Below are 22,183 nucleotides of genomic sequence, written 5' to 3'. Positions count from 1 at the left end.
CCTTTCCGGCGGGCGCGCGCGGGATCACCGCGGGGACGGGCGGGGGGTGACGCCGGGGAGGGCGGGCCGGTCGGGCGCGAAGAGCCAGGCGTCGAAGAGGGAGGTCAGCTTCTTGCCGGACATCTGCTCGGCCAGCGCGATGAACTGCTCGGTCGTGGCATTGCCGTACCGGTGCTCGGCGGTCCACTTCTTCAGCAGCGGGAAGAACACGGCGTCGCCGATCTCCTTGCGCAGCGCGTGCAGCGTCATCGCGCCGCGCACGTAGACGGAGGTGTTGAACAGGTCGGTGGCGCGGGCCGCGCCCGGCGGGTAGCTCCACATGGGGTCGGCGGTGTTCGCGTAGTGGCGCTGGAACAGGGTGTCGGCCGTGTCCTCGCCGCGGTGCTCCGCCCAGAGCCACTCCGCGTAGCTGGCGAAGCCCTCGTTCAGCCATAGGTCCTTCCACCTGGTGATGCTCACGCTGTCGCCGAACCACTGATGGGCGAGTTCATGGGCGATGATGCCGCTCTGTGGGGAGAATCCGCCGTAAATCGGTTTTGTCTGGTTCTCCAGCGCATAGCCGGAGGAGTAGTCATCGATCACGCCGCCGGTGGAGGAGAACGGGTAGGGCCCGAACACGGTCGACCAGTAGTCGGTGATCTTCGCCGTCTCGGCGTACAGGCTGTCGAGCGAATTGCGGAAGACCGGGGCGACGGCCGTGTAGATCGGCACGCCCTTCGCGGTCTTACCGGTGCGTACCTCGAATCTCCCGGTCGTCATCGTGGCGAGATAGCTGGCCATCGGGTGCTTCTCCCGCCACACGAAGGTGGTCTTGCCGTCGGCCGTCTTCGGCTCGCCGTCGAGCTCGCCGTTGGCGATCGCGGTCAGCCCGGCGGGGACGGTGATCTCGAAGTCGTAGGTGGCCTTGTCGGCCGGGTGGTCGTTGGACGGGAACCACGTCTTGGCCCCGTTCGGCTCCGAGGTCACGAACGATCCGTCGGCGGTCGGTACGAACCCGTACGTGCCGAGGTTGACGTAGTCGCGGATCGGCTCCGGCAGTCCCGAGTAGTCGACCAGCACCTCGAATCTGTCGCCCTTGGATATCCGGCCCGCCGGGCGTACGGTCAGCTCGTCGTCTCGGCGGCCGAACCCGGCGACCGCACCGTCGACCGTGACCCGGCTCACCGTGAGCCCGCGCAGGTCGAGGTTGAACGAGGTCAGGTCGTGCAGGGCCTTCGCCCGGATCGTCGCGCTGCCGGCCAGTCGCTTGGTGGTGGGGTCGAAGGACAGCCGCAGCAGGTAGTGCCGTACGTCGTAGCCGCCGTTGCCGTCCCCGGGGAAGGAGGGGTCGCCGATGCCCGCCGCGCCCACCGTGCCCGAGACGAGCGAGGCGAGCGGGCCGGTCCGCCCGCCGCCCCGGACGTCGCCCGGCGCGGCCGTGGGGGCCGCATCGGGCGCGGCCACCGCGCCCGAGCAGGCGGTGGTGACGGCGAGGACCGCTGCCGCGAGCGCGGCGGTCACGGACGTGGTGGGGCGACGGTGCGCGGACATGGCCAGGCCACCTTATGCGAGGAGGAGGACTTGGCTCCTTTGATCACCGCGCCGTTCGCCGATCAAAGCCGGAGAAGGGCAAAAAGTCTTCCATTCCCCAGCGGATCGCTGAATCACGCCTGGCAAACTGCCCATCACGCCGATGTCAGGGCAAAGTCCGTCAGATTTCGGGTCAGAGGTTGCCCCGCCGCTCCTGCTCGCGCTCGATGGCCTCGAACAGGGCCTTGAAGTTGCCCTTGCCGAACCCGAGCGAGCCGTGCCGCTCGATGAGCTCGAAGAACACCGTCGGGCGGTCGACCACGGGCTTGGTGAAGATCTGCAGCAGATAGCCGTCCTCGTCGCGGTCGACCAGGATCCGCCGCTTCTTGAGCTCCTCGATCGGCGCCCGGACCCGGCCGATGCGGGCGCGCAGCTCGGGATCGTCGTAGTAGGAGTCGGGCGTGTCCAGGAACTCCACGCCGGCCTTCCGCATGTGGTCGACGGTGGCCAGGATGTCGTTCGTGGCCAGCGCGATGTGCTGCACACCGGGCCCGCCGTAGAACTCGAGGTATTCGTCGATCTGCGACTTGCGCCTGCCCACCGCGGGCTCGTTCAGCGGGAACTTGACCTTGCGGGTGCCGTCGGCGACGACCTTGGACATCAGCGCGGAGTAGTCCGTCGCGATGTCGTCGCCGATGAACTCCGCCATCTTGGTGAAGCCCATGACCCGCTCGTAGAACTCGACCCACTCCTCCATGCGCTCGACGTTGCCGACGCAGTGGTCGACCGCCTGGAAGAGCCTGCCGTTCCTGACGTCGGGGCCCGCCACGACGGGCTCGGCCGCGACGTACCCCGGCAGGTAGGGGCCGTGATAGCCGGACCGGTCGACGAGCGTGTGCCGGGTCTCGCCGTAGGCGGCGATCGCCGCGATCATCACCTTGCCGTGCTCGTCCTCCACGACGTACGGCTCGGCCAGTCCGTGCGCCCCCTGTGAGAGCGCGTGCCGGTAGGCGGCCGGCACGTCCGGCACGTCGAGTGCGAGATCGATGACGCCGTCGCCGTGCGCGGCCACGTGCTCGGCGACGGCGGTGCCCGGCCGTACGGCGCCGCGCAGCTCGAAGCGCGCGGAACCGGACTCCAGCACGTACGCCACCTCGTCGGGGCTGCCGTTCTCCGGGCCGCGGTAGGCCACCAGGCGCATCCCGAACGCCGTCGAGTAGTAGTGGGCGGACTGCTTCGCGTTGCCGACCGCGAAGACGACCGCGTCCATGCCGTTCACCGGAAAGACATCGTTCATAGGCCCACTGTCAGGCTGGCTGGCCAAATTGTGCAAGCGTGGATTGAATTAGTGGACAATGTGTATAACCAGTAGGCCTGACCGAAGGTAGATGTTGTGACGATTGATCAGCTCGATGCCCGGATCGTCTCTCTGCTGACGACGGAGCCGCGTATCGGCGTGCTCGAATGCTCACGCCGGCTCGGCGTGGCCAGGGGCACGGTGCAGGCCAGACTCGACCGGCTGGCCGCCCGCGGGGTGATCACCGGGTACGGTCCCGACATAGATCCGGCCGCGCTCGGCTTCGGCGTGACCGCGTTCGTGACGCTGCAGATTCGGCAGGTCGCCGGGCACGTGCCGGTGGCCGACCAGCTCGCGCTCATCCCCGAGGTGCTGGAGGCGCACACGATAACCGGAGGCGGCGACATGCTGTGCCGGGTGGTGGCACGCGACAACGCCGACCTCCAGCGTGTCATCGACCTCATCGTCGATGTTCAGGGGGTGGTACGGACATCGTCGGTAATCGCTCTCGACACGCCTGTGCCGTACCGGATCCTGCCGTTGGTACGTACGGCCGGGGGATAGGCTTCCCCACCTGTCGCCATGGGCTCGTCGTCGAGCACGGCGGGCCATCGTTTACCGTGGAACTCATCCCCCCAGCTCACAGGTGTACGTGCACGTTTCGGGGGGAAACGCGTGGACAGCGGCGGCAGAGGCCCCATGCGCCGGGGCGGTCCCGGGGATCACGGTGACGGCAGAGGTCCCCTGCACGACACGGTGCCGATGCACGCGCTGCGTTCGGGGGGTCCGGAGGGGCCGGAGGCCGGCTCCGCCGCCGGGGCTCCGCCGCGGTCCCGGCGGCGGAGAAGAAGGCTGCGAACCCTCCTCGTCGTGATGATCTCGGGTCTCGTCGTGCTGGCGGTGGCGTTCGGCGTCATCTGGTTACTCACGCCGATCCCCGACAGCACGAAGAAGGACGCGACCGCCGAGGGCTCGGTCATCTACTACCGCAACGGCAAGAACATCCTGGCCAAGCAGGGGGTGAACCGGGAGAACGTGCCGCTCGCCCAGGTGCCGAAGCCGGTGCGGGAAGCCGTCATCGCGGCCGAGAACCGCACGTTCTACCGGGACAAGGGCGTCTCGGTCTCGGGCACCGCCCGCGCCGTGTGGTCCACGCTCACCGGCCGGCAGCTCCAGGGCGGCTCGACGATCACCCAGCAGCTGGTACGCAACTACTACAGCGGCATCGGGCAGGAACGCTCCATTTCGCGCAAGCTCAAAGAGATCATGATCGCGCTGAAGGTGGACCGCTCGAAGTCGAAGGACTGGGTGCTGGAGCAGTACCTCAACACGATCTACTTCGGCCGCGGCGCGCACGGCGTCCAGGCCGCCTCCCGGGCCTACTTCGACACGGATGTGCAGAACCTGGACGTGGCCCAGGGGGCCTACCTCGCCGCGGTCATCCAGCAGCCGAGCCGCTTCGCCAACCCCGCAGGGGCGGACCTGGAGGTGGTCAGGGCCCGGTGGCGGTCGGTGATCGACGGCATGGTCGAGATCGGCGCGCTCGGCCGGGCGGAGGCGGGTCGTCAGACGTTCCCCGAGCCGGCCGAGCAGAAGCCGCCGCTGACGACGACCGGCCAGGACGGCTACATGCTGGCCCAGGTGCGCGCCGAGCTCAACCGCCTCGGCTACAGCGACGAGGACATCAACCAGGGCGGTCTGAAGATCACCACGACGTTCGACCGGAGGCTGATGCGGCTGGCCAGGGAGGCCGTCACGTCGGTCCTGCCCGACGGCACCCCCAAGAAGGTCCGTACGGGCCTGGCCGCCGTCGACCCGGCGACCGGTGAGGTACGCGCGTTCTACGGCGGCGACTTCGCGACCACGCAGTACGACAACGCCTTCTCCGCCAAGGTCCAGGCCGGGTCGACGTTCAAGCCGTACACCCTGGCCGCGGCCCTCGAAGCGGGCTACGGGCTCGGCACCCGCGTCTACGGCGACTCGCCTCTGACGATCGGCTCGGCCGAGATCCCCAACGCCGGAGGCAGGTCGTACGGCTCGGCCATCACTCTCGTCGAGGCGACCCGCGGCTCGGTCAACACCGCGTTCGTCGACCTCGGGCAGAAGGTCGGCCTGGACAGGGTCGCGGCCGCGGCGGAGGCGGCCGGGATTCCGGCGGAGCAGCTCGCCCAGCAGAAGGCGTTCCCCACATTCCCCCTGGGCACCGCGTCGGTGAGCGCTGTCCAGCAGGCCTCGGGCTTCGGCACGTTCGCGGCCGGGGGCATCCACCGCGACGCCCACGTGATCCGCGAGGTGACCGACGCAGCAGGGAACACGCGGAAGTTCACCGCGCCGGAGCGGAGGGCGTTCAGCGCGAGCACCGCGGCGGACGCGACCTACGCCCTGCAGCAGGTGGTCCGCGGCGGCACCGGTACGGCGGCGGCCCTGCCCGACCGGCCGGTCGCCGGCAAGACCGGGACCACCGACGAGTCGGCGGCCGTCTGGTTCACCGGATACGTTCCCCAGCTGTCGGTCGCCGTCAACATGTTCCGCGACGACAACAAGCCGGTGCGGATCCCCGGATGGGGCGAGCTGTACGGCGGAACGCTGCCCGCGCAGATCTGGCGGACCTTCATGACCGGTGCCCTGGAGGGCAAGCCGGCCAAGGAGTTCCCGCCGCCCGTCACCTGGAATCCCAACAATTTTTGGGACGCCTACGCGATGGGCCCCGATTCCGACCGGCACAGCCCCGACCGGAACGGCGTCGAGTTCGGCTACCCCGACCCGTCCGGCCCACCCACGCCCGTTCCATCGGAGGCGGGTACGGAAGATCCGTACGACCAGACCATGCCGCAGGGCCCCGACGGCGAGGGCCAGGCCGGGCAGACGCCCGATGGCGGGACACCGGATGGTCAGCCGCCGGGCGGCCAGACCCCCGGCCGGACACCGGGTGGTGGCGGGGGACAGAGCACCCGCCCGGGAGCGTCCCCCGTGCCGCAGCCGACCGCGAACCCCGGAGACTGGCCGGACGACCCTCCCGGATTCGAAGCCGACAGCTCACCCGCCCAGCCCCTGGCCGTCCCCTGACGGCGCCCGGCTATCCGGCCGGGTGTTCCCGTTCGTCGCTGAACAGGTCGCCGGTGGAGGTGGCGGTGACGGCACGCCGGGCCCACTCGTCGAGCTGCTTGAGGTCCGTGCAGGCGGTGATGCGGGCGCGCTCGGCATCGGAGACCGGAATGCCCCGCACCTCCAGGATGGTCAGCACCGCCCTGGCCTCGCCCTTCGCGAGGCCTTCCGCGAGGCCTTCCGCCAGGCCTTCCGCCAGGCCTTCTGTCTTGCCCGCGCCGAAGTGCTTGCGGGCGAAGGGGCTGTAGACCGGCCAGGTGGTCGAAGCTGATTCCATGATCTTCTCCATCACGTGTCGGGCAGCATGTGAGGCCAGACGGTATGCGTATTCATAATATTGCGGAGCGTGTTCGGTGGGCAGGTGCTGAAGCGCACTCATGAACGCCTCTGCCACCGGCGGATGCTCCCCGTGCGCCATCACCGACATGGCGGCCAGTTCGGGATGCGCCGCCGCCTCCGCCGGGTCGGTGACCGGCGGGATCTGCTCCGGGCCGATCACCTCGCACCGCAGGCTGTAGCCGGGCAGGCCGGTGTCGATCGGTGTCGTCGCCCACGTGGCGGTTCCCGCGTCCGGGCAGATCATGAGCACCGTGACCGGTCGGTTCACCTGTAACCACAGCGCGGCGGCGTATCGCGGCAGCTGATCGCGCTTGGCCGCATCCAGCTTCTGCTGGATCTCCACGATGACGGCGTGCCTGGGATCGTGCCGCGGACCGATCGTGATCACCGTGTCGGGATACAGGTCCTTGGACGGGCGGTCGTTGAGCTCGTTGCTCGCCAACTGGACCGGAAGCCCGCCGGGCACGTCGACGCCGAGATGATCGCGCAGCATCTCCACGGCGAGCTCCGGCCGGTTGCGGAACATCAGGTTGAGCGTGTCATGCAGAAGGGACGGCATGGCACTGAACGTTATCCGACGAGTACGACGAGTAAGGCTCGTTCGTGCGATCGTCCGTCGTCACGGGCTCAGCGGGCGAGTTCCGCGCGTAGGTCCGCGGGGGAGGTGACGGGGGCGCGGCAGGTGAACCGGCGGCAGACGTACGCCGCGGGCTCCCCGCCGATCATGCCGCGTCCCTCCAGGAGCGGAACGTCGGCGGAGCCGTCACCACGCGCGATGACCAGGCCGGGGGTGGCGGCCAGCACGGCGGCCCGGTGCAGCGCCTCCGTCGCGGGGTCGCCGGGCGGCCCGACGATCGCCACCTCGGCCGGGCCGTACAACGCGGCCTGGGCGATGGCGAGACCCCAGCCGGCGAACCTGGCGAACTTCCCCGCGAGCACGGAGACCGCGCCGAGTGCCGCCTCGGCCGCGTCACGATGCCGTGCCGAGCCGGTGAGCGCGGCGTACGACAGCAGCGCTCCGGCCGCCGCGAACTGCCCCGACGGCGAGGCGTTGTCGGTCGGATCCTGTGGCCGCTGGAACAGCCGTTCGCCGTCGTCGGGCACGTCGAAGAAGCCGCCCGACCCGTCGGGGAAGTGGATGAGCACCGTCTCCAGAAGGTCCTCCGCCATGTGGAACCACCTGATCTCGCCGGTGATGCCGTAAAGCGTGAGACAGCCCTCCGCGACGTTCGCGTAGTCTTCCAGCACGCCGGCGTTGGCGCCGGCCCGTCCGTCGCGCGAGGTCCGCAGCAGCCGCGCCGGGCCCCGTGCCGTGACGTGCAGATCGGCGAGGAGCTCGGCCGCGCCGCGTGCGGCCTCGATCAGGTCGGGACGCTGGAAGAGCGTGCCGGCCTCGGCCAGCGCGGCGATCGCCAGGCCGTTCCACGCGGCGACCACCTTGTCGTCCCGCCCCGGCCTGGGCCGCTGCTCGCGTGCCGCACGCAGTGCCGTACGGACCCGGTCGAACCGGGCCGGATCGTCGGGGTCGGTGAGGAGCTGGAGCACGGACGTCCCGTGCTCGAACGTGCCCGCTGCCGTGACCGCGAACAGCGCGGACGCCCAGGCGCCGTCCTCCGCGCCGAGCACCTCCCGGAGCCGGTCGGGCGTCCAGACGTAGAAGAGCCCCTCACCGTGGCCGCCGTCCGGGCCGGCGCTGTCGGCGTCCAGCGCGGAGGCGAAGCCGCCCTCCGGCGTGCGCATCTCGCGCAGCAGCCAGTCGGCGGTCTCCAGCGCGACCCGCCGCGCCAGCGGTGAGCCGGTCGAGCGCCACCAGTGGGCGTAGACCCGCAGCAGCAGGGCGTTGTCGTAGAGCATTTTCTCGAAGTGCGGCACAACCCAGCCGGCGTCCACCGAGTAGCGGGCGAAACCGCCGCCGAGCTGGTCGTATACGCCGCCCCTGGCCATCGCCTCCATGGTCTTGTCGACCATGGTCATGCCGTCGCCGCCGGTGGCGGCGGCGTGCCGGAGGAGGAACTCCAGGACCATCGACGGCGGGAACTTGGGCGCGCCGCCGAAGCCGCCGCGCCGTTCGTCGAAGCTCTCCGCGAGGTTGCGTACGGCATGGCCGAGAAGCCGTTCGTCGGGCAGCGGCCCCGAGGGCAGCGCGGACCGATCGCCCAGTGCGTCCACCACCTTCGAGCCCTGGGTGACGACGCCCGAGCGGTCTTCCCGCCACGCCTGGGCGACTCCCCGCAGCAGCTGCTGAAAATGGGGTCGAGGGAAGTAAGTCCCGGTATAGAACGGATGACCATCCGGGGTGGCGAACACGGTCATCGGCCAGCCGCCCTGACCGGTCATGGCCTGTGTGGCCGCCATGTAGACGGCATCGACGTCGGGCCGCTCCTCGCGGTCGACCTTCACGTTCACGAACAGCTCGTTCATGAGCCGGGCCGTCGCCTCGTCCTCGAACGACTCGTGCGCCATCACGTGGCACCAGTGGCACGCCGAGTAACCCACGCTGATCAGCAGCGGGACGTCGCGCCGCCGAGCCTCCTCGAACGCCTCCTCGCCCCAGGCGAACCAGTCGACCGGGTTGTCCGCGTGCTGCAGCAGATAGGGACTGGTCGCGTCCTTCAGCCGGTTCACTCGGGATCATCCTCTCCGGCATGCACGGTGCTGGCCCCTCCAGTCTGCGTGAGCCGTACGGCCGAGGGCAAAGCGGGGATGATCGTTCCCTTACGAGGGCGAGAGACGCCAGAGCGACCCGGGGGGATGTGTTCCGCCGACGGCGGGCGTAGGCTCACTGGGCGTGGGGCTGGATCTGGACTTCGCCGTAAGGCATTCGGGGCGCGCACCGTCCGCGCTGACCCGGCGGGACGTGGCGCGGGCACTGCTGGCCGTGCCCTCGGGGCAGGCCCTGGTCTCCCTTCCCGACCTGCGCAGGGAGCTCGTCGCTACGGGCAACCCGCTGTCGACCGTGTTCTGGGAGTCGGCCAAGGCGATCCTCACGAAGATCGAGTCCGGCGTCGCCACGGTGGGCGAGGTACGGCACTGGCTGGAGTCGAGCGGGACCGAGCCGATCATGCTGACCCGCGGCTACTTCCTCTGGCCGGAGGAGGACGAGCGCGGTCCGGTGGCGACCGAGATGTACGAGCGGCTGGTGGCGTTCCTGGAGGAGCGGCTGGCGGCCGGCGAGATCGACGCGGACGCGCTGGCCGCCGGCGACCCGCTGGCGCGGGACGCCTACGAGGAGCTCCAGGAACGCTGGCTCGGCACGCCGCTTCCCGACGGCCGCGTGCCGAACGTGGTGGTCAACGACGAGCAGGATCAGGAGCTCTTCGCGGCGTGGGACGAGGAGGAGGCCTTCGCGCTGGGCGAGCTGCGCCGGGTGCTGGCCGACCTGCCGGAGCCGCCCTTCCCCGCGGCCGATCTCCGGTCGGCCGCGGCGAGGCTGCGTGTCACGCTGACCCGCCCCGGCTACCCGGGCAACATCCTGCGTGCCGTGGCCGGGCTGGACGGGGACCTGCCGGAAGGCGGGATTCCGAGCGCGGACGCGCTGCCCGAATGCGACGAGGACCTGTGGCTCACCGTCGCCGCCGGGATCGCCGCCCCGATCTCCGACCTCCCGGACGAGGAGGACGCCGCCCGGTTCTTCGATCTGGACCGCGAGCTCAGCCACGAGGATTCGACCCTCGCCTCGCTGTGCGCCATCAACTACGCCGACTGGCTCGCCACGGTGATCGCACTGGCCCGGTACGGCCCGGGCGTGCTCGCCTCGCCCGAGCGGATCGCCCGGTTCATAGCCGACTCCGAGGACGTCGACGTCGAGCCGGACGAGCCGGAGGACCTGGAGGCGACCGAGATGCTGTTCACGGCCGTCACGCCTCTGTGGGCGCATCTCGGCATCGTCGACAAGGCGGAGGTGTTCACTCCGCTCGGCTGGTGGGGGCTGCCCAAGGCCCTCGAACGTGCCTGGTCGGCACGGTGAAGCGGTAAGCGGCGCGGCCGGTTACGCCCCGGGGATCTCCACCAAGTCCTGATATTCCGGGTGACGCCGGATGTATTCGGCCACGAATTCACACAGCGGGGTGACCGTGGCCCCTGCGGCCCGCGCGGAGTCGAGGGCCTCGCGGATGAGCCGGCTGCCCAGTCCTCTGCCCCCGAACTCCTCGCTGATCTCCGTGTGAGTGAACACCATCCTCGCCCCGGGCCTGGTGCGGTAGTCGGCGAAGCCCGCGAGGACCCCGTCCACCCTGATCTCGTACCGCGATGCCTCGGGGTTGTGGGCGACCTCGATCATTCGTCGCCGCCGTTCGCTCGCGTGCCGTTCGCTCGCGTGCCGTTCTCGTGCCTGTCGTCCGGCGTCTGGATCTTGGCCATCTGCCGGTTCATCGATTTGATCAGGAAGAACAGGGCCAGACCGATTCCGGCGATGACGAGGAACGCGAGGATCCCCGGGCCGTAATTCGTTTGCTCCACTCCTCAAGCTTAGGAGCAGGTGGGGGAGACCCCCGCGTGGATCCCCGTGAAGAGGTCGTCCTCCGGCGACGTGGTGTCGACCAGGGACCTCGCGAGGTGGTAGTCCTCGGTCGGCCAGACCTCCTCCTGGACCTCACGGGGGCAGACGAACCAGAACCCGTCCGGATCGACCTGGGTGGCGTGCGCGAGCAGGGCGCGGTCCCTGGTCTCGAAGTAGGCGGCGCACGGCACCTTGGTGGTGACGTCCCACTTCTGCGGGCGGTCCTCCCAGCGGGCGATCCAGTCGGCGTACGGCGAGCCGATCCCGCGCGCGGTCATCGCCTCGTGCAGCGCCTCGAAGCGCTCCCGGGTGAAGCCCATGTGGTAGTAGAGCTTCAGCGGCTGCCATGGATCGCCGGTGCCGGGGTAGCGGTCCGGGTCCCCGGCCGACTCGAAGGCCTCGACGGACACCCGGTTCGTCATGATGTGGTCGGGGTGCGGATAGCCGCCGTTGTCGTCGTACGTCAAGATCACGTGGGGGCGGAACTCCCGTACGGCGGCGACGAGGGGGGCCGAGGCCGTCTCCAGCGGCTGGAGCGCGAAGCAGCCGTCGGGAAGCGGCTCGTTCTCGTCCTCGGGAAGTCCGGAGTCGACGAAACCGAGGAAGCGCTGCTCGACGCCGAGGATCTTACGCGCCTCAGCCATCTCCTGCCTGCGGACCTCGCCGATGTTCTCCAGGATGTCGGGCCGATCCATCTTGGGGTTCAGAATGGAGCCGCGTTCACCTCCGGTACAGGTCACGACGAGGACCTCCACGCCCTCCGCGACGTACCTGGCCATCGTCGCCGCGCCCTTGCTCGACTCGTCGTCGGGATGCGCGTGCACGGCCATCAGCCTCAACGATGCACTCACGGCTCTCCTCAATGGTGTGCTGGGTCCGCAGAAGAGGTTAGCTTCTAATGAGCCGCATGCTCCGATCCGCTTCGCGTTCGGAGCCGCGGCTCAGACGATCGTCTCGCACAACACCGACGAACATCAGGGAGATTCCGCGATGCCCAGCGACAAGGCCGCTGCCGGGGCGGCCACGGGAGCCGATGCGGGAGCGGCCGGGGAGCGGCCCATTCTCGGCACGCCGGAAGAGTTCCCACCGCGTCCCCGGCTCCGCGGAGGTTTCCTGGTATATCTCGTCATCGCCCTGGTCGTCGCCGTCCTCGCCGGCGGCTGGGGGTACGTCATGCTGACCGCCACCGGCAACCCCCTGGTGAGGCCTCAGGTGATCACCTTCGACGCGAGCGCGGCCGATTCCGCCGAGATCACCTTCACCGTGCACAAGCCCGCCGACCGTGCGGCGACCTGCCGTCTGCGCGCGCTGGACACCGGGCACGCGGAGGTCGGCAGCCGCGTGATCGATGTTCCCGCGGGTAAGGCAGAACTGACCCTGAAGGAACGGCTGAAGACGACTTCGCAGGCCACGGCGGTCTATGTCGACTACTGCGATCTCGTATAGTGGAATCTTTGGGAAGCGTTCGAAGACGGGTAGGGTCTCCGCATATCAGCGGGGACACGACCCATCTTTCGAGTCACTTACGGAAACAAGGAGAGCCCGTGGCCGTCTCCCAGAACGAAAACGTCACCTGGCTGACGCAAGAGGCGTACGACCGTCTCAAGAAGGAGTACGAAGAGCTTTCTGGCCCGGGTCGCATTGAGATCGCCAAGAAGATCGAAGCCGCTCGGGAAGAGGGCGACCTCAGGGAGAACGGCGGTTACCACGCCGCCAAGGACGAGCAGGGCAAGATGGAGGCCAGGATCTTCCACCTGCGCCAGATCCTGGACACCGCCAAGGTCGGGGAGGCCCCCCGCACCGAAGGCGTCGTCGGGCCCGGCATGACCGTCACCGTCCGCTTCGGCGGAGACGAGGAGGAGGTCACCTTCCTGCTGGCCTCCCGCGAGGAGAGCGGTTCCCCCATCGACGTCTACTCGCCGAACTCCCCCCTTGGTTCCGCCATCAACGGCAAGAAGATCGGCGAGAAGGCGACCTACACGCTGCCCAACGGCAGACAGAACACCGTCGAGATCCTCGAGGCCGTGCCGTACGTCGGCAATTGAGCCACCGAAGCGCTTGAGGTAACGGAAGACTCCCCTTTCCGGCGAAGAGCCGGGAGTCTCGTGGATTGCGAGATTCCCGGCTCTTACGGCAATCTCATCCTGGAACGGACCAGGATGTCCCGGGCGTGATCCGCCCGATGCCGGGGAGAGGGGGGTGCTCGTGCTCGAGCATGTCCGGGCGCGGGTCCTCGTATTCCCCCGGCGGACCCCGGTCGACCCCGTGCGCCGGGCCGTGGGCCTGCGCAGAACGGTCTCCCTCATCGCCGTGCTCCTGGCGTCGATCCTGGCGGCCGACCTCGTGATCCTCCTCCGCTTCGAGGCGATGGAGCAGGCCGACGGGCCGGTGGTACGGCGACAGCACAGCCGATACGTAGCCGCGGCGGAACGGGCCGGCGGGGGCGGTGAGGGCACGGGAGGCCATGCGGCCGCCGGAGGCTCAGGGGCGCAGGGACCGCCCGGGAACGACGCCGAACGGCAGGGCGTCGCCGACCCGGTGGCGCCGCTGACGCGGCTGATCTCCCCGCATCTCTTCGTGGTGTCAGCCCATCCGCTCGCGGCCGAGGTCGTGGCGAAGGTCCGACGCCAGACGGGTGTGAAGGCGGCCGAGGTGACCGACGCCGCCGAGGTGCGCATCGACGGCAAGCGGGTGCAGACGATGGGCGTCGATCCGTCGACGTTCCGTGCGTACACCCCGTCGAAGACGGCGGGCTCCGACGGGCTGTGGCAGAACATCGCGGCCGGGGACGTGGCGGTGTCGTTCGAACTGGGCCACGACGGCGGCGTCGAGCTCGGCTCGACGGTGGACGGGGGCGGGCTGCGGCTGCGGGTCGGGGCCTACGCCACGGTCGGGATGGGATCGATCGCCGCTGTGGTGTCCCGGCGGACCGCCCGGTCGCTCGGCATCCCCGAGGGCAACGCGATGGTCGTGAGCGCGCCCGACGTCGACTCGGCGAAGTTACGCAGGCGGCTGCTGAAGATCCTGCCCAAGGGCAGCCAGGTCGCGACGATCAACCCGGTGGTGGTCGCCCCGCGCGGCACGACCGCCTGGCCGGCGACCGCCTTCATGTCGCCCCAGCAGCTCCAGGTCGCGCTGCGTGCCGCCGTCGGCAGGCTCGGCCGCCCCTATGTCTGGGGGGCCGAGGGCCCGAACAGCTTCGACTGCTCCGGGCTGGTGCAGTGGGCCTACCGGCAGGCGGGGGTGCGGATGCCCCGGGTGGCCGCGCAGCAGTGGGCGACGGGGCCGCAGATCCCGCTCTCCCAGGCCCGGCCCGGAGACCTGCTGTTCTGGCGCAACGATCCGACCAACCCCCGCTATATCTCCCACGTGGCGATCTACTGGGGCGACGGGAAGATGCTGCACGCCCCGCGCACCGGGGACGTGGTCAAGATCGCCCCCATCTACACCAAGAACCTCGCCGGCGTGGTGCGGGTCAGCCCCGGGATCTCCGCCCGCGTCCGCTGACGCTCCCCGGTGGGATCCCCACGAACCTTGGCCGGGGTCCGGTAACCCACCCGTAGTGGCTCTGGCGCGAACTTCGTGATCGGCTACGCGGGGTGGCGCTAGGGCCTGTTTCAATATTCAGATTTGTCTTCTGGCTGGTCAGCTGCGGTTACCTCGGGCGGCCAGCCAGACAGTGAGGTCATGTACGATCTCCTCACGATCGGTCAGCGTGGATCGCCGATGCTCCTCACAGCCGAGATCGCGGTATTCGACCTCGTAGGTGCCCGCGTCTAGCCGGGACACCGAGGCGTACCACCCGGGGTCGTCCTCGTCGGGCAGGACGGTCACGAAGGTGTTGTCCGTCCGGTTCAGGCCGCTGATGAGCTCGGCCAACTCCTGTGGTGAGGGATTGTCCACGTGGTGACCGTTTTCAGCGTCGACGCAGTAGCGCAGGGCGGACATCGCATTCCTCAGGCCGGGGTCCAAGTCCAAAATGATCAGCGCTTCCAGCATGGCATCACCCCGGCAGGCGGCGCTCGGGTGATACAGCCGGCGGTGTCAGCCATTCGTTCATCGCGGCGATGTGCACGGCGGCCTCGTACCGGACGGCGAGCTTGTCATAGCGGGTGGCCACCGCACGGTGCCGCTTGAGCCGGTTGATGCCGCATTCCACGGCGTGCCGGGCCCGGTAATCCTCCGGGTCGAAGGCCGGCGGCCGTCCTCCGGCCGAGCCGCGCTTCTTACGGTTGCGGATCTGATCAGCCCGCTCGGGGATGGTGCCGGCGATTCCACGTCTGCGCAGGTAGGCCCGGTTGGCGGCCGAGGAGTAGGCCTTGTCGCCGCGTACCCGCTCGGGCCGGGTACGCGGCCGCCCCAGCCCCAGGCGGGGCACCCTGATGCCCTGCAAGACCGCGACGAACTGCGGGCTGTCGCCCCGCTGGCCGGCCGTGATCAGGATCGACAGCGGCTTTTGGCCCTGCTCGCAGGCCAGGTGGATCTTCGTGCTCAACCCGCCTCTGGAACGGCCGAGCCCGTGGTCGGCAGGCTCGGGCCGATCACCGCCGGGCGGCTCTTTTTGGGCGTTGCCGTCCCGGCGCGCCCCGGCCGCGTGCTGATGGGCACGGCACACGGTGGAATCCACATTGACCTGCCAGCAGATCAGTCCGGCCGCGTCCGCCCTGGCCTGCAACGCGGTGAGGATCGCCGCCCAGACGCCCCCGCGCTGCCAGCGCCGGAACAGCCCATAGACCGTCTGCCATGGCCCGTACTCGGCGGGCATGTCGCGCCAGGGCGCACCGGTACGTACCCGCCAGCGCACCCCGTTGATGAGCTGCCGCTTCGACCATACGGCGGGGCGTCCCCGCCCGGCCGTATCAGGCAGCAACGGCTCCAGCACCGCCCACTGCTCATCCGTCAAATCCCCACGACCCACACGGCGATCATGCCGACCAGAGATCACGCATAGATCAACTTATGAAACAGACCCTAGCCCTGCTCGCCGTGCTCGACGGAGCGACTTCCCTAGCGAAGATCACCCGATTCATCGCCGGATACGATCCCGAGCTACGCGCCCGGATCGGTCTCCCGGTCACCGTACGGCCGGCCGCCTCCACCCTGGGACGGCTGCTGGCCCGCCTGGACGGCGACACCTTCGACGCTGCGACCTGCACCTACCTGTCCAAGCTGACCGCCGCACCACCAGCGGCCGCCGCGAACGGCAGAGCGGCGCTACTCGGCCTGGCCGTGGACGGCAAAACCCTGCGCGGCAGCCGCACCGGCAACGGCGTCACCCACCTGCTGGCCGCCACCCGCCACGACACCCAGACGGTGATGGCTCAAGCCCAGGTCGCAGCCAAGAGCAACGAGATCCCCGCGTTCACGCCTCTGCTGCCTCTTCCATGCCCTCGTTGAACTCGCCGAGGGCCGCCCCTGGCTGTCCGCAATCGCATAAGCCGACACAGGGCGATCTTGGTGACCTAACAGTTATGGTCAACCAGTCCCTGAGAAAGAGCTACACCCAGACCGGATTATCTGAGCAGTTACGTTTCGCTACCGCTCTGGAAACCGCTGGTGACCAGGCTGGGAGGAGCGACGGAGATCGTAGTCGATACGCTCGCTTAGGCGGCTCAGCACGACCAGACGCATGAAGTCTTCCCTGGTCGGAACGCTGAGTTGGAGGGCCGCATGGGATGCGGCGTTTGCCGCCTCTGCCGGGTCCGGGTACAAAGCCTTCTGGAGAACTACCAGGGCACAGCTGGTCAAATCCAACTGGTTCTTCTCCGTAGTGTCAGGCGCATCCCTCAACATCCTCCTCCGTACATCTTCGGCTTCGCGCCCCAGTTCTGAACGCACAAGCTCCCGCTCGCCCTCAAATCGCTCGCCATGATCGAGTATCTGCAAAACTTTGACCGGAATCGGGCCTTTAATTGCGGCTATCCTGATGACATTCGAGACCAACTCTTTGACGACGGCAGGTGCAATCTCGGGAGATGGGTTGGCGAGGATTCGCCTGAATCCAGGTTCATCCAGGAAGAATGCTCGGGGATGCAAGTAGGCGAAGGGTACAATGGAGTTTGGAAGCGGATCGGTGATCCGGAATACATATCGGGGAGATCGCAACCATTCGGGAGTGAGTGACTGCCCAGTGATCTTCTCACCCAGAGCCAGGGCGCGTGCTTTCCACTCCGGTGCTGTCAGATCCTGAAGCAGATTCACCTCGGCCAGGGCGTCATCAAGCGCCGCCGGCCGGGCACCCGATCGTTGCTCCACGCCATCAATATCGAACATGGTATCGATTACCCCATCAACGGCGTAGGCGATGGAACTGTCCAACTCGACGTTCCAAAAGATATTCAGGGCGCGGCCGCCCTGCGATAGCGATCTCAGGACAACGTCTCGAGAGCCCTGGTAGCCCTCCGACTCGAACGCGAGCGTCCAGTCACCGAATACTGAGAGCTGGACCAACTCGCCACCGATGTCCTCTTCAAGTTCTTCGATGTCTTCTTCATCAGCCCACAGCCCCGTTTCCACGTCGGCGCCGAACCTACGCGCCACCTCGTCCAGGTCGCGTTCATCGCACCAGGTTAGGCACAGATGGCCAGGAAGACCCGCTTGGAGCAGCTTGACATACTTGGAGTCCACGGACTGCAACTGTTCTCCTTAATGGAAGGAATGTGGCCCGCCCGAATCCAGGCGGGCCACATTCATGCTAGGCCATCATGGCCAGCGAGGTGGCATCACGTCGCGATCAGCGGCAAGCGGATTCGCGTACACCCAGAACGGGTCGTTGCCGAGTCGCCGCATCTGCTGATAGAACAGGCCCAACTGGTTGCCCGACTTGCGATTGTCCGAGTGGGAAATGTATCTAGCGGAGAAGTTTCCATTGGCTGACAGGGAGCCTTCCTTCGTGCTGGCGAAGGGGAACTCATCGCAGTCCAACTCATCTTGCTTGGGCTTTACTGTAGGCCACTTCTCTCGGCATTTGCTGATCGAATACGCGCGGTTTTTCGCTATCGTACCACTCGGCGCCTCGTCTGGATCTTCCAGTCCGGGAACGGCTCCCTCGAGTGTGCGATGCAGCACGCCATAAGGGGCACGGCCAGGGACCTTCTTCCCATTCATGATCGGTATCGTCCATTCGGGATGATAGTATGCATCCCACACATGCTTGGCCGATTCCTTAATGCTGATGCTCTTGGTAGCATCGAAGATCAATACGGGGGTGACGTCGGTGAGAGCGCAGCCGCCTGTATATTTCTCGATCAGATCCGAAGTGTCACATCTGACGACCGGATGCTGAATTTTAGTATCGCGCGATACGTCACCGCCGGGGGTAAATGGGGTTCTGGGTGACATGAATCCCAGAGTGGGGGCGATCGCGCATGTACTTAAGAGATGCTTTCCTGTTCCGCTGATTTTGGGCGAGTGAATCGTCCATTCAGCTTCGGCGTTGTTCATCCATTCTGTGAAAAGGGAGTTTTTCCCGGGAGTCCCGTTGTCTTGGGGGCCGTCTTTGACCTGACACTTGCTGCTTACTGTGATGCCCGCCCTGAGGGTCATCGGATAGAAATAACTCAGATCGCCCTTGTATTGGACGCCGGTGATACGCCACGTGAACGTGATATCCCGACTTTTCTTTCCTGTGGGCTTATCCGTCTCGGCGTTGTTCGATCCTTTCTTCCCCCCGGCATAGGTATAGGCCCGAGCGGCGAGAGTGAAGTCAACCTGACCCCTCCATTCCTCGCGGATTATTTGTCCCGTTTTTCTGTCGACTACACGGAGATAAATCGGGAATCCATACCTCTTGGCGGCACACCAGTTGTAGGGGTTTGTAGTGTGACCGAAGCTGGTCGTACTGTCTGCTCTCGCTCTATTAACCTGGGCGAGTAGATCTTTGTAGCACGAACCCCAATCGACTCGGTGATAGGGAAAGGTTTTGGGTGCGAGTGCTACTCCTGCCTTCGAGGACTTGGGAACGGGATTCTCCGTGGTAGTACCTGTGGCTCTCGCCCGGATAGTCATGCTGCTCCAGCGAGACCAGGGCCCGGTTATACCGCCGGTTATAACGCGACTATGCCAGCGGACCTTCCAACCGTCAGCCAGTTTCCCCTTCGGGACCTGAACGACTGCAGTGGACTTTGAAGGTACATTGTCGACGGATCCGGACCATATCACCCCCGTACCTTGGGAATGTTCCCTTACATCGTGTTCGACCTCGAACTCGAAAGTTGAAGGACGGCGCAGAGGATCAGACACCTTTGCTTGCAGTTGAGGTGTTATCGACGTGACGATCTTACTATTCCCACCGATAACGGAACGATTCCATACCTTACTCACGGCCGGCACGGAAGCGGGGGTTTTCGCGATCGAGGATGAGTTCGCTTTCGCGCTCATCCATTCGATTATAGAGAACGACCAAGCGAACGGTTCTATCGCATTTCCTGCGGCATCCCTGGCTCCGGTAACCTCCGCATAGTATATGAAGTCCAAGGAGGTGCTGGGTGTGAATGTGAGCACCGTGTTGGTGGCGTTCATTGACATGCTGCCTGGAACATCACTTCCAGTGAACGGCTCTGTCAGTGAGAATTTTGCGGCAGTGACAGGTTCGCTAAATGTCACTCGAACCTGTGTGTCAGGCGGAACGTTTTCCGACCCGTCCTTTGGGCTTACGTCGATCACGGTAGGAGGTGTCGTGTCCGCTCCATCAGTTGGTGTTGGAGACGGCGTCGCCGCCGGACTGGGAGCGGTGCTATCGACGTAGGTCACTTTCAGTACTGGCGAACGAGTAGGAGATTCGGCTTCCGAAGCTTCCCAGCCTCGGTCGTACTCAGGAGCCGAGGCGGACTCATCAGCTCCTCGTAGTAACAAGCCGTAATTACTTTGCCCCGATGCCCATGCTTGCACGATCTCGGTTATCGGCCAACTCCAGACGGTTGGACCACCGCTCGGTGCAACTCCTGAGCATTCACCCGGATCCCGGGCCAGCGATTCTCCATTGACTGTAGCAGAGGGCTGGTTGTCCCAGCTAAGAGTGTCAGCGCTCCACTCTGCGGTCACGCGTTGTACTTTTATACCCGAGGTGCTGTTACCACAGCCGTAGGCTTCGGTGTTCCACAGCTCGAGCTTCGCATCGGTGACAGTCTTGCCCGCGAGAGACGAGGCGTCGAACTTAAGGTAGGCACGATCAATCGCCTGAGATGAGTCGTAATCGTCGTCGTATACCCCAGCCCAGAAGGTGGATCCGTCAGTTTCTACTGAGCCCCAGTTGTCGATCCACATGTCCACCTGAACTGGTAGGGAAACTGTGTGTTCGGTGGGGGACTCTGTGGGAGTGGGTGACGGGCTGGTTACTCCTCCGCCAGTCGTGAATGACCACGTATATCGCTCATTAAGCTTATTGCCGCTGGCGTCCTGAGCTCCGCTCACCTCGACCACATAGACGGTGTTCTCTGTCAAAGCTTGGCTCGGCATGAAGATCACCGTCTTTTCCTCGCCGGCCATGGCAGATTCCCCTGATACGATCGTACCGTTGAAATCCCTAACGGTGACCAACACCTCCGAGACCGGTTCATCAAATGTCGCCTGAATGAACTGATCCGTGCTCACATCGGTGGCTGATGCCAAGGGAAGCGTATCGATGACAGACGGTGGCGTCTCGTCTGAAGCCGGTGGATCTTCTTCAGAGAGATCGATCAAATCGTCTGGATCGACTTCGTAGGTATCAGTGGCTTGCTCCATCATGGCTTGAGCTTGTTCGAGCGTCACGTCTGGAGCTGTAGGCGGGATTGGATCCGTGTTGAGCTGGTTGGCTATCGCTTCTTCATAAGGGATTTGCCCCTCATCAGAAAGATTTTCACGTACCGTGGGGATCACGACTTCTTGCGTGATGGTATTTGGCTCGTACTCGATCATGAGCGTGGGAGGGTGATGGTAGCCCGGGTACGGTGCACCACCGCTGTATTCGCTGGAGTAGTACTGGCGCCAGTTGATCGCTGCGGTCTCGCTGTAGGCTCGCAGCACCATCCCTTCGTTGGGTACGCCCTGTTCGATCCAGGCGCGGGCCATGGTTTTGACCTGATGCCACAGGGCTTCGTCCTTCGCGCACCAGATGCCGCTGGCGTCGTAGTTGTAGCCGGCCTGGTTGAGTCCTTCGGTGCCGCCGGCTCTGGTCGGCTGGTTGTTCCAGTCCAAAGTCCCGGTGTCCCAGTAGGAGGTGACCCGCTGGGCGACGATGCCCGACCCCAGGGGGTCACCGCATAGTGCCCCGTTGGGGCCGCCGGACTTGTAGTTCCAGATGATCAGGTCGGCATCGACGACGGTGGCGCCATCCAGTTCCGGGGCGTCGAGGTCGTACCACAGGTACACGCGGGCGATGTCCGCGCTGGTGGAGGTGGTGCCTGCGCGTAGCCATCCGTCCGCGGCGTGGTTGCTGTAGGGGTCGTTCTTGTTGACCCAGGCGTCGTCGGGTTGTCCGCCGCCGAACCATTCGGAGGCGGCGGCGATGGTCACCGGGTAGGTCACCGTCGGGTCGGCCAGGAACTTGGCGTCCGGGGTGAACACCAGCTCCGATGTCGTGCCGGAGGTCTCCACACGTGCGTCGACCCGGGAGGTCCGGCCCTGCTCGGGGCCGGCTTCCACCTTGGCGTCCATCGCGGTCAGCACGATCGGCGCCGCCTTCGCCTTACCCTTGGCGTCCTTCAGCTGCGGCAGCCCTTGCGGTGTCTTACCGAACGTGGTGCCCTTGGGCAGGGTGAGCGGCAGGCGTACGGTCACCGGGCCGGTCGGCTTGTGCCGGAAGACCACCTGGGAGACGAAGCCGTCGCCTTGGGCGATCACCACGAGGTCTGCCCCCGGTGCCACGGCGTCGGGGTAGGTGATCGTGTTGCCGGAGATTTTCGGTTCCGGCAGCGCCTGGGTCACCTCCAGGCCGCTCGTGCCCTGTTCTCCAGCCGCCGATACCAGGTGCTTGGTCCCGCGTCCGCCGAAGGTCAGCGGTGATTTGACCCGGGCGGCCTGCAGCTTGCCGTCGCGGGTCACGATGCGGGTGTCGATGGGTTCCCATACGCTGCTGGCGGGGTTCTTGAGTTGTACGGGCCGGGTGTGCAGCTCGGCGCGCAGATGCTTGCCGTCGGGGTTCGCCCAGACCTTCATCCTCTCGGTGGAGCGAGCGGGGATCTCCACGGGTTTACCGGACTTGGCCGCCTTCTCCCAGGCGGTCTTGAGGTCTGGGTCCGATGTGGCATCTGGTTGTGTTGCCGATGAGGCGGAGGAGGGCGTCGGGGGTGGTGTGGGGGCCTGCGCGGCCGCGGGTGCGCTCATGAGCGAGAGCGGCAGCATCAGTGCCGTGATCAGGGCAGCACGTTGACGCGTCCGGATGGATAAGCCGGACGCGGATCGGCGTGTCTTCACTCACAGCCTTTCGAACAGATACGAACAAAACCGGAGTGATC

Annotated in this window: 18 protein-coding genes; 7 read left to right on the top strand and 11 right to left on the bottom strand. The window is 66.6% G+C overall.

Annotation, left to right across the window (positions count from 1 at the left end; genetic code table 11):
- Positions 1-24 precede the first annotated feature (24 nt).
- Positions 25-1,530 carry a M1 family metallopeptidase gene (locus tag ACQP1K_RS24420; RefSeq protein ID WP_433498024.1) on the bottom strand — a complete coding sequence of 502 codons (1,506 nt, stop codon included), beginning with the start codon at positions 1,528-1,530 and terminating at the stop codon, positions 25-27.
- 172 nt (positions 1,531-1,702) lie between these two features.
- Positions 1,703-2,806, bottom strand: a complete 1,104-nt coding sequence (gene hppD, locus ACQP1K_RS24415) for a 4-hydroxyphenylpyruvate dioxygenase (protein ID WP_433498023.1) — start codon at positions 2,804-2,806, stop codon at positions 1,703-1,705.
- A gap of 96 nt (positions 2,807-2,902) precedes the next feature.
- Here hppD and ACQP1K_RS24410 point away from each other — a divergent pair, with 96 nt between their 5' ends.
- The gene (locus ACQP1K_RS24410) at positions 2,903-3,370 is read left to right on the top strand and encodes an Lrp/AsnC family transcriptional regulator (protein ID WP_433498022.1); all 468 of its coding nucleotides are present in this window, start codon (positions 2,903-2,905) and stop codon (positions 3,368-3,370) included.
- Between the two features lie 309 nt (positions 3,371-3,679).
- Positions 3,680-5,872: a transglycosylase domain-containing protein gene (locus tag ACQP1K_RS24405; protein ID WP_433501638.1), complete on the top strand. Its 2,193-nt coding sequence runs from the start codon at positions 3,680-3,682 to the stop codon at positions 5,870-5,872.
- A 10-nt stretch (positions 5,873-5,882) separates the two neighbouring features.
- Here the strand turns inward: ACQP1K_RS24405 and ACQP1K_RS24400 are convergent, their stop codons facing one another.
- Both ACQP1K_RS24400 and ACQP1K_RS24395 read right to left on the bottom strand, forming a co-directional pair.
- Complete coding sequence (locus tag ACQP1K_RS24400) at positions 5,883-6,809, bottom strand: hypothetical protein (protein WP_433498021.1); 927 nt, start codon at positions 6,807-6,809, stop codon at positions 5,883-5,885.
- Between the two features lie 68 nt (positions 6,810-6,877).
- Positions 6,878-8,875 carry a thioredoxin domain-containing protein gene (locus ACQP1K_RS24395; RefSeq protein ID WP_433498020.1) on the bottom strand — a complete coding sequence of 666 codons (1,998 nt, stop codon included), beginning with the start codon at positions 8,873-8,875 and terminating at the stop codon, positions 6,878-6,880.
- Between the two features lie 163 nt (positions 8,876-9,038).
- On the opposite strand from ACQP1K_RS24395, the gene ACQP1K_RS24390 reads away from it, so the two are divergent.
- Positions 9,039-10,217 (top strand): hypothetical protein, encoded by a 1,179-nt coding sequence (locus ACQP1K_RS24390; protein ID WP_433498019.1) that lies wholly within the window; start codon positions 9,039-9,041, stop codon positions 10,215-10,217.
- 21 nt (positions 10,218-10,238) lie between these two features.
- On the opposite strand, the gene ACQP1K_RS24385 is transcribed toward ACQP1K_RS24390, so the two are convergent.
- From ACQP1K_RS24385 to mca, 3 genes are read right to left on the bottom strand one after another with little or no spacing between them, the layout of a single operon-like run.
- Positions 10,239-10,529 carry a GNAT family N-acetyltransferase gene (locus ACQP1K_RS24385; protein WP_433498018.1) on the bottom strand — a complete coding sequence of 97 codons (291 nt, stop codon included), beginning with the start codon at positions 10,527-10,529 and terminating at the stop codon, positions 10,239-10,241.
- A complete protein-coding gene (locus tag ACQP1K_RS24380; protein WP_433498017.1) occupies positions 10,526-10,708 on the bottom strand; it encodes a hypothetical protein in 183 nt (60 codons plus the stop codon). Before ACQP1K_RS24380 ends, ACQP1K_RS24385 begins: the two co-directional genes overlap by 4 nt.
- A gap of 9 nt (positions 10,709-10,717) precedes the next feature.
- The gene (gene mca, locus ACQP1K_RS24375; protein WP_433498016.1) at positions 10,718-11,599 is read right to left on the bottom strand and encodes a mycothiol conjugate amidase Mca; all 882 of its coding nucleotides are present in this window, start codon (positions 11,597-11,599) and stop codon (positions 10,718-10,720) included.
- 139 nt (positions 11,600-11,738) lie between these two features.
- On the opposite strand from mca, the gene ACQP1K_RS24370 reads away from it, so the two are divergent.
- The 3 genes from ACQP1K_RS24370 to ACQP1K_RS24360 all read left to right on the top strand — a co-directional run bounded on the left by ACQP1K_RS24370 (position 11,739) and on the right by ACQP1K_RS24360 (position 14,255).
- The gene (locus ACQP1K_RS24370; protein WP_433498015.1) at positions 11,739-12,194 is read left to right on the top strand and encodes a DUF4307 domain-containing protein; all 456 of its coding nucleotides are present in this window, start codon (positions 11,739-11,741) and stop codon (positions 12,192-12,194) included.
- Between the two features lie 98 nt (positions 12,195-12,292).
- A complete protein-coding gene (greA, locus tag ACQP1K_RS24365) occupies positions 12,293-12,793 on the top strand; it encodes a transcription elongation factor GreA (RefSeq protein ID WP_433498014.1) in 501 nt (166 codons plus the stop codon).
- A 154-nt stretch (positions 12,794-12,947) separates the two neighbouring features.
- Positions 12,948-14,255, top strand: coding sequence for a C40 family peptidase (locus ACQP1K_RS24360; protein ID WP_433498013.1), 1,308 nt, complete (start codon positions 12,948-12,950; stop codon positions 14,253-14,255).
- Between the two features lie 138 nt (positions 14,256-14,393).
- Here ACQP1K_RS24360 and ACQP1K_RS24355 read toward each other — a convergent pair whose 3' ends face one another.
- Positions 14,394-14,747 (bottom strand): hypothetical protein, encoded by a 354-nt coding sequence (locus tag ACQP1K_RS24355; RefSeq protein WP_433498012.1) that lies wholly within the window; start codon positions 14,745-14,747, stop codon positions 14,394-14,396.
- Between the two features lie 4 nt (positions 14,748-14,751).
- A complete protein-coding gene (locus ACQP1K_RS24350) occupies positions 14,752-15,666 on the bottom strand; it encodes an IS5 family transposase (protein WP_433498011.1) in 915 nt (304 codons plus the stop codon).
- A 41-nt stretch (positions 15,667-15,707) separates the two neighbouring features.
- Here ACQP1K_RS24350 and ACQP1K_RS24345 point away from each other — a divergent pair, with 41 nt between their 5' ends.
- On the top strand, positions 15,708-16,145 hold the full coding sequence (locus ACQP1K_RS24345) for a hypothetical protein (protein ID WP_433498010.1): 438 nt from the start codon (positions 15,708-15,710) through the stop codon (positions 16,143-16,145).
- Between the two features lie 138 nt (positions 16,146-16,283).
- Here the strand turns inward: ACQP1K_RS24345 and ACQP1K_RS24340 are convergent, their stop codons facing one another.
- Together ACQP1K_RS24340 and ACQP1K_RS24335 are read right to left on the bottom strand one after the other, a co-directional pair.
- The gene (locus ACQP1K_RS24340) at positions 16,284-17,375 is read right to left on the bottom strand and encodes a DUF6461 domain-containing protein (RefSeq protein ID WP_433501637.1); all 1,092 of its coding nucleotides are present in this window, start codon (positions 17,373-17,375) and stop codon (positions 16,284-16,286) included.
- Positions 17,376-17,450: 75 nt separating this feature from the next.
- Positions 17,451-21,914, bottom strand: a complete 4,464-nt coding sequence (locus ACQP1K_RS24335; RefSeq protein WP_433498009.1) for a DNRLRE domain-containing protein — start codon at positions 21,912-21,914, stop codon at positions 17,451-17,453.
- Between the last annotated feature and the right edge of the window lie 269 nt (positions 21,915-22,183).

The sequence above is a fragment of the Sphaerimonospora sp. CA-214678 genome (assembly GCF_050942215.1).
Classification (GTDB): Bacteria; Actinomycetota; Actinomycetes; order Streptosporangiales; family Streptosporangiaceae; genus Sphaerimonospora.
This window is presented reverse-complemented; position numbering and strand designations above follow the sequence as displayed.

What these genes read in the sequence shown, in the direction of transcription:
- ACQP1K_RS24420 (WP_433498024.1), bottom strand. Translation starts at nt 1,530, where the DNA reads ATGTCCGCGCACCGTCGCCCCACCACGTCCGTGACCGCCGCGCTCGCG.
- hppD (WP_433498023.1), bottom strand. Translation starts at nt 2,806, where the DNA reads ATGAACGATGTCTTTCCGGTGAACGGCATGGACGCGGTCGTCTTCGCG.
- ACQP1K_RS24405 (WP_433501638.1), top strand. Translation starts at nt 3,680, where the DNA reads ATGATCTCGGGTCTCGTCGTGCTGGCGGTGGCGTTCGGCGTCATCTGG.
- ACQP1K_RS24400 (WP_433498021.1), bottom strand. Translation starts at nt 6,809, where the DNA reads ATGCCGTCCCTTCTGCATGACACGCTCAACCTGATGTTCCGCAACCGG.
- ACQP1K_RS24385 (WP_433498018.1), bottom strand. Translation starts at nt 10,529, where the DNA reads ATGATCGAGGTCGCCCACAACCCCGAGGCATCGCGGTACGAGATCAGG.
- ACQP1K_RS24370 (WP_433498015.1), top strand. Translation starts at nt 11,739, where the DNA reads ATGCCCAGCGACAAGGCCGCTGCCGGGGCGGCCACGGGAGCCGATGCG.
- ACQP1K_RS24355 (WP_433498012.1), bottom strand. Translation starts at nt 14,747, where the DNA reads ATGCTGGAAGCGCTGATCATTTTGGACTTGGACCCCGGCCTGAGGAAT.
- ACQP1K_RS24345 (WP_433498010.1), top strand. Translation starts at nt 15,708, where the DNA reads ATGAAACAGACCCTAGCCCTGCTCGCCGTGCTCGACGGAGCGACTTCC.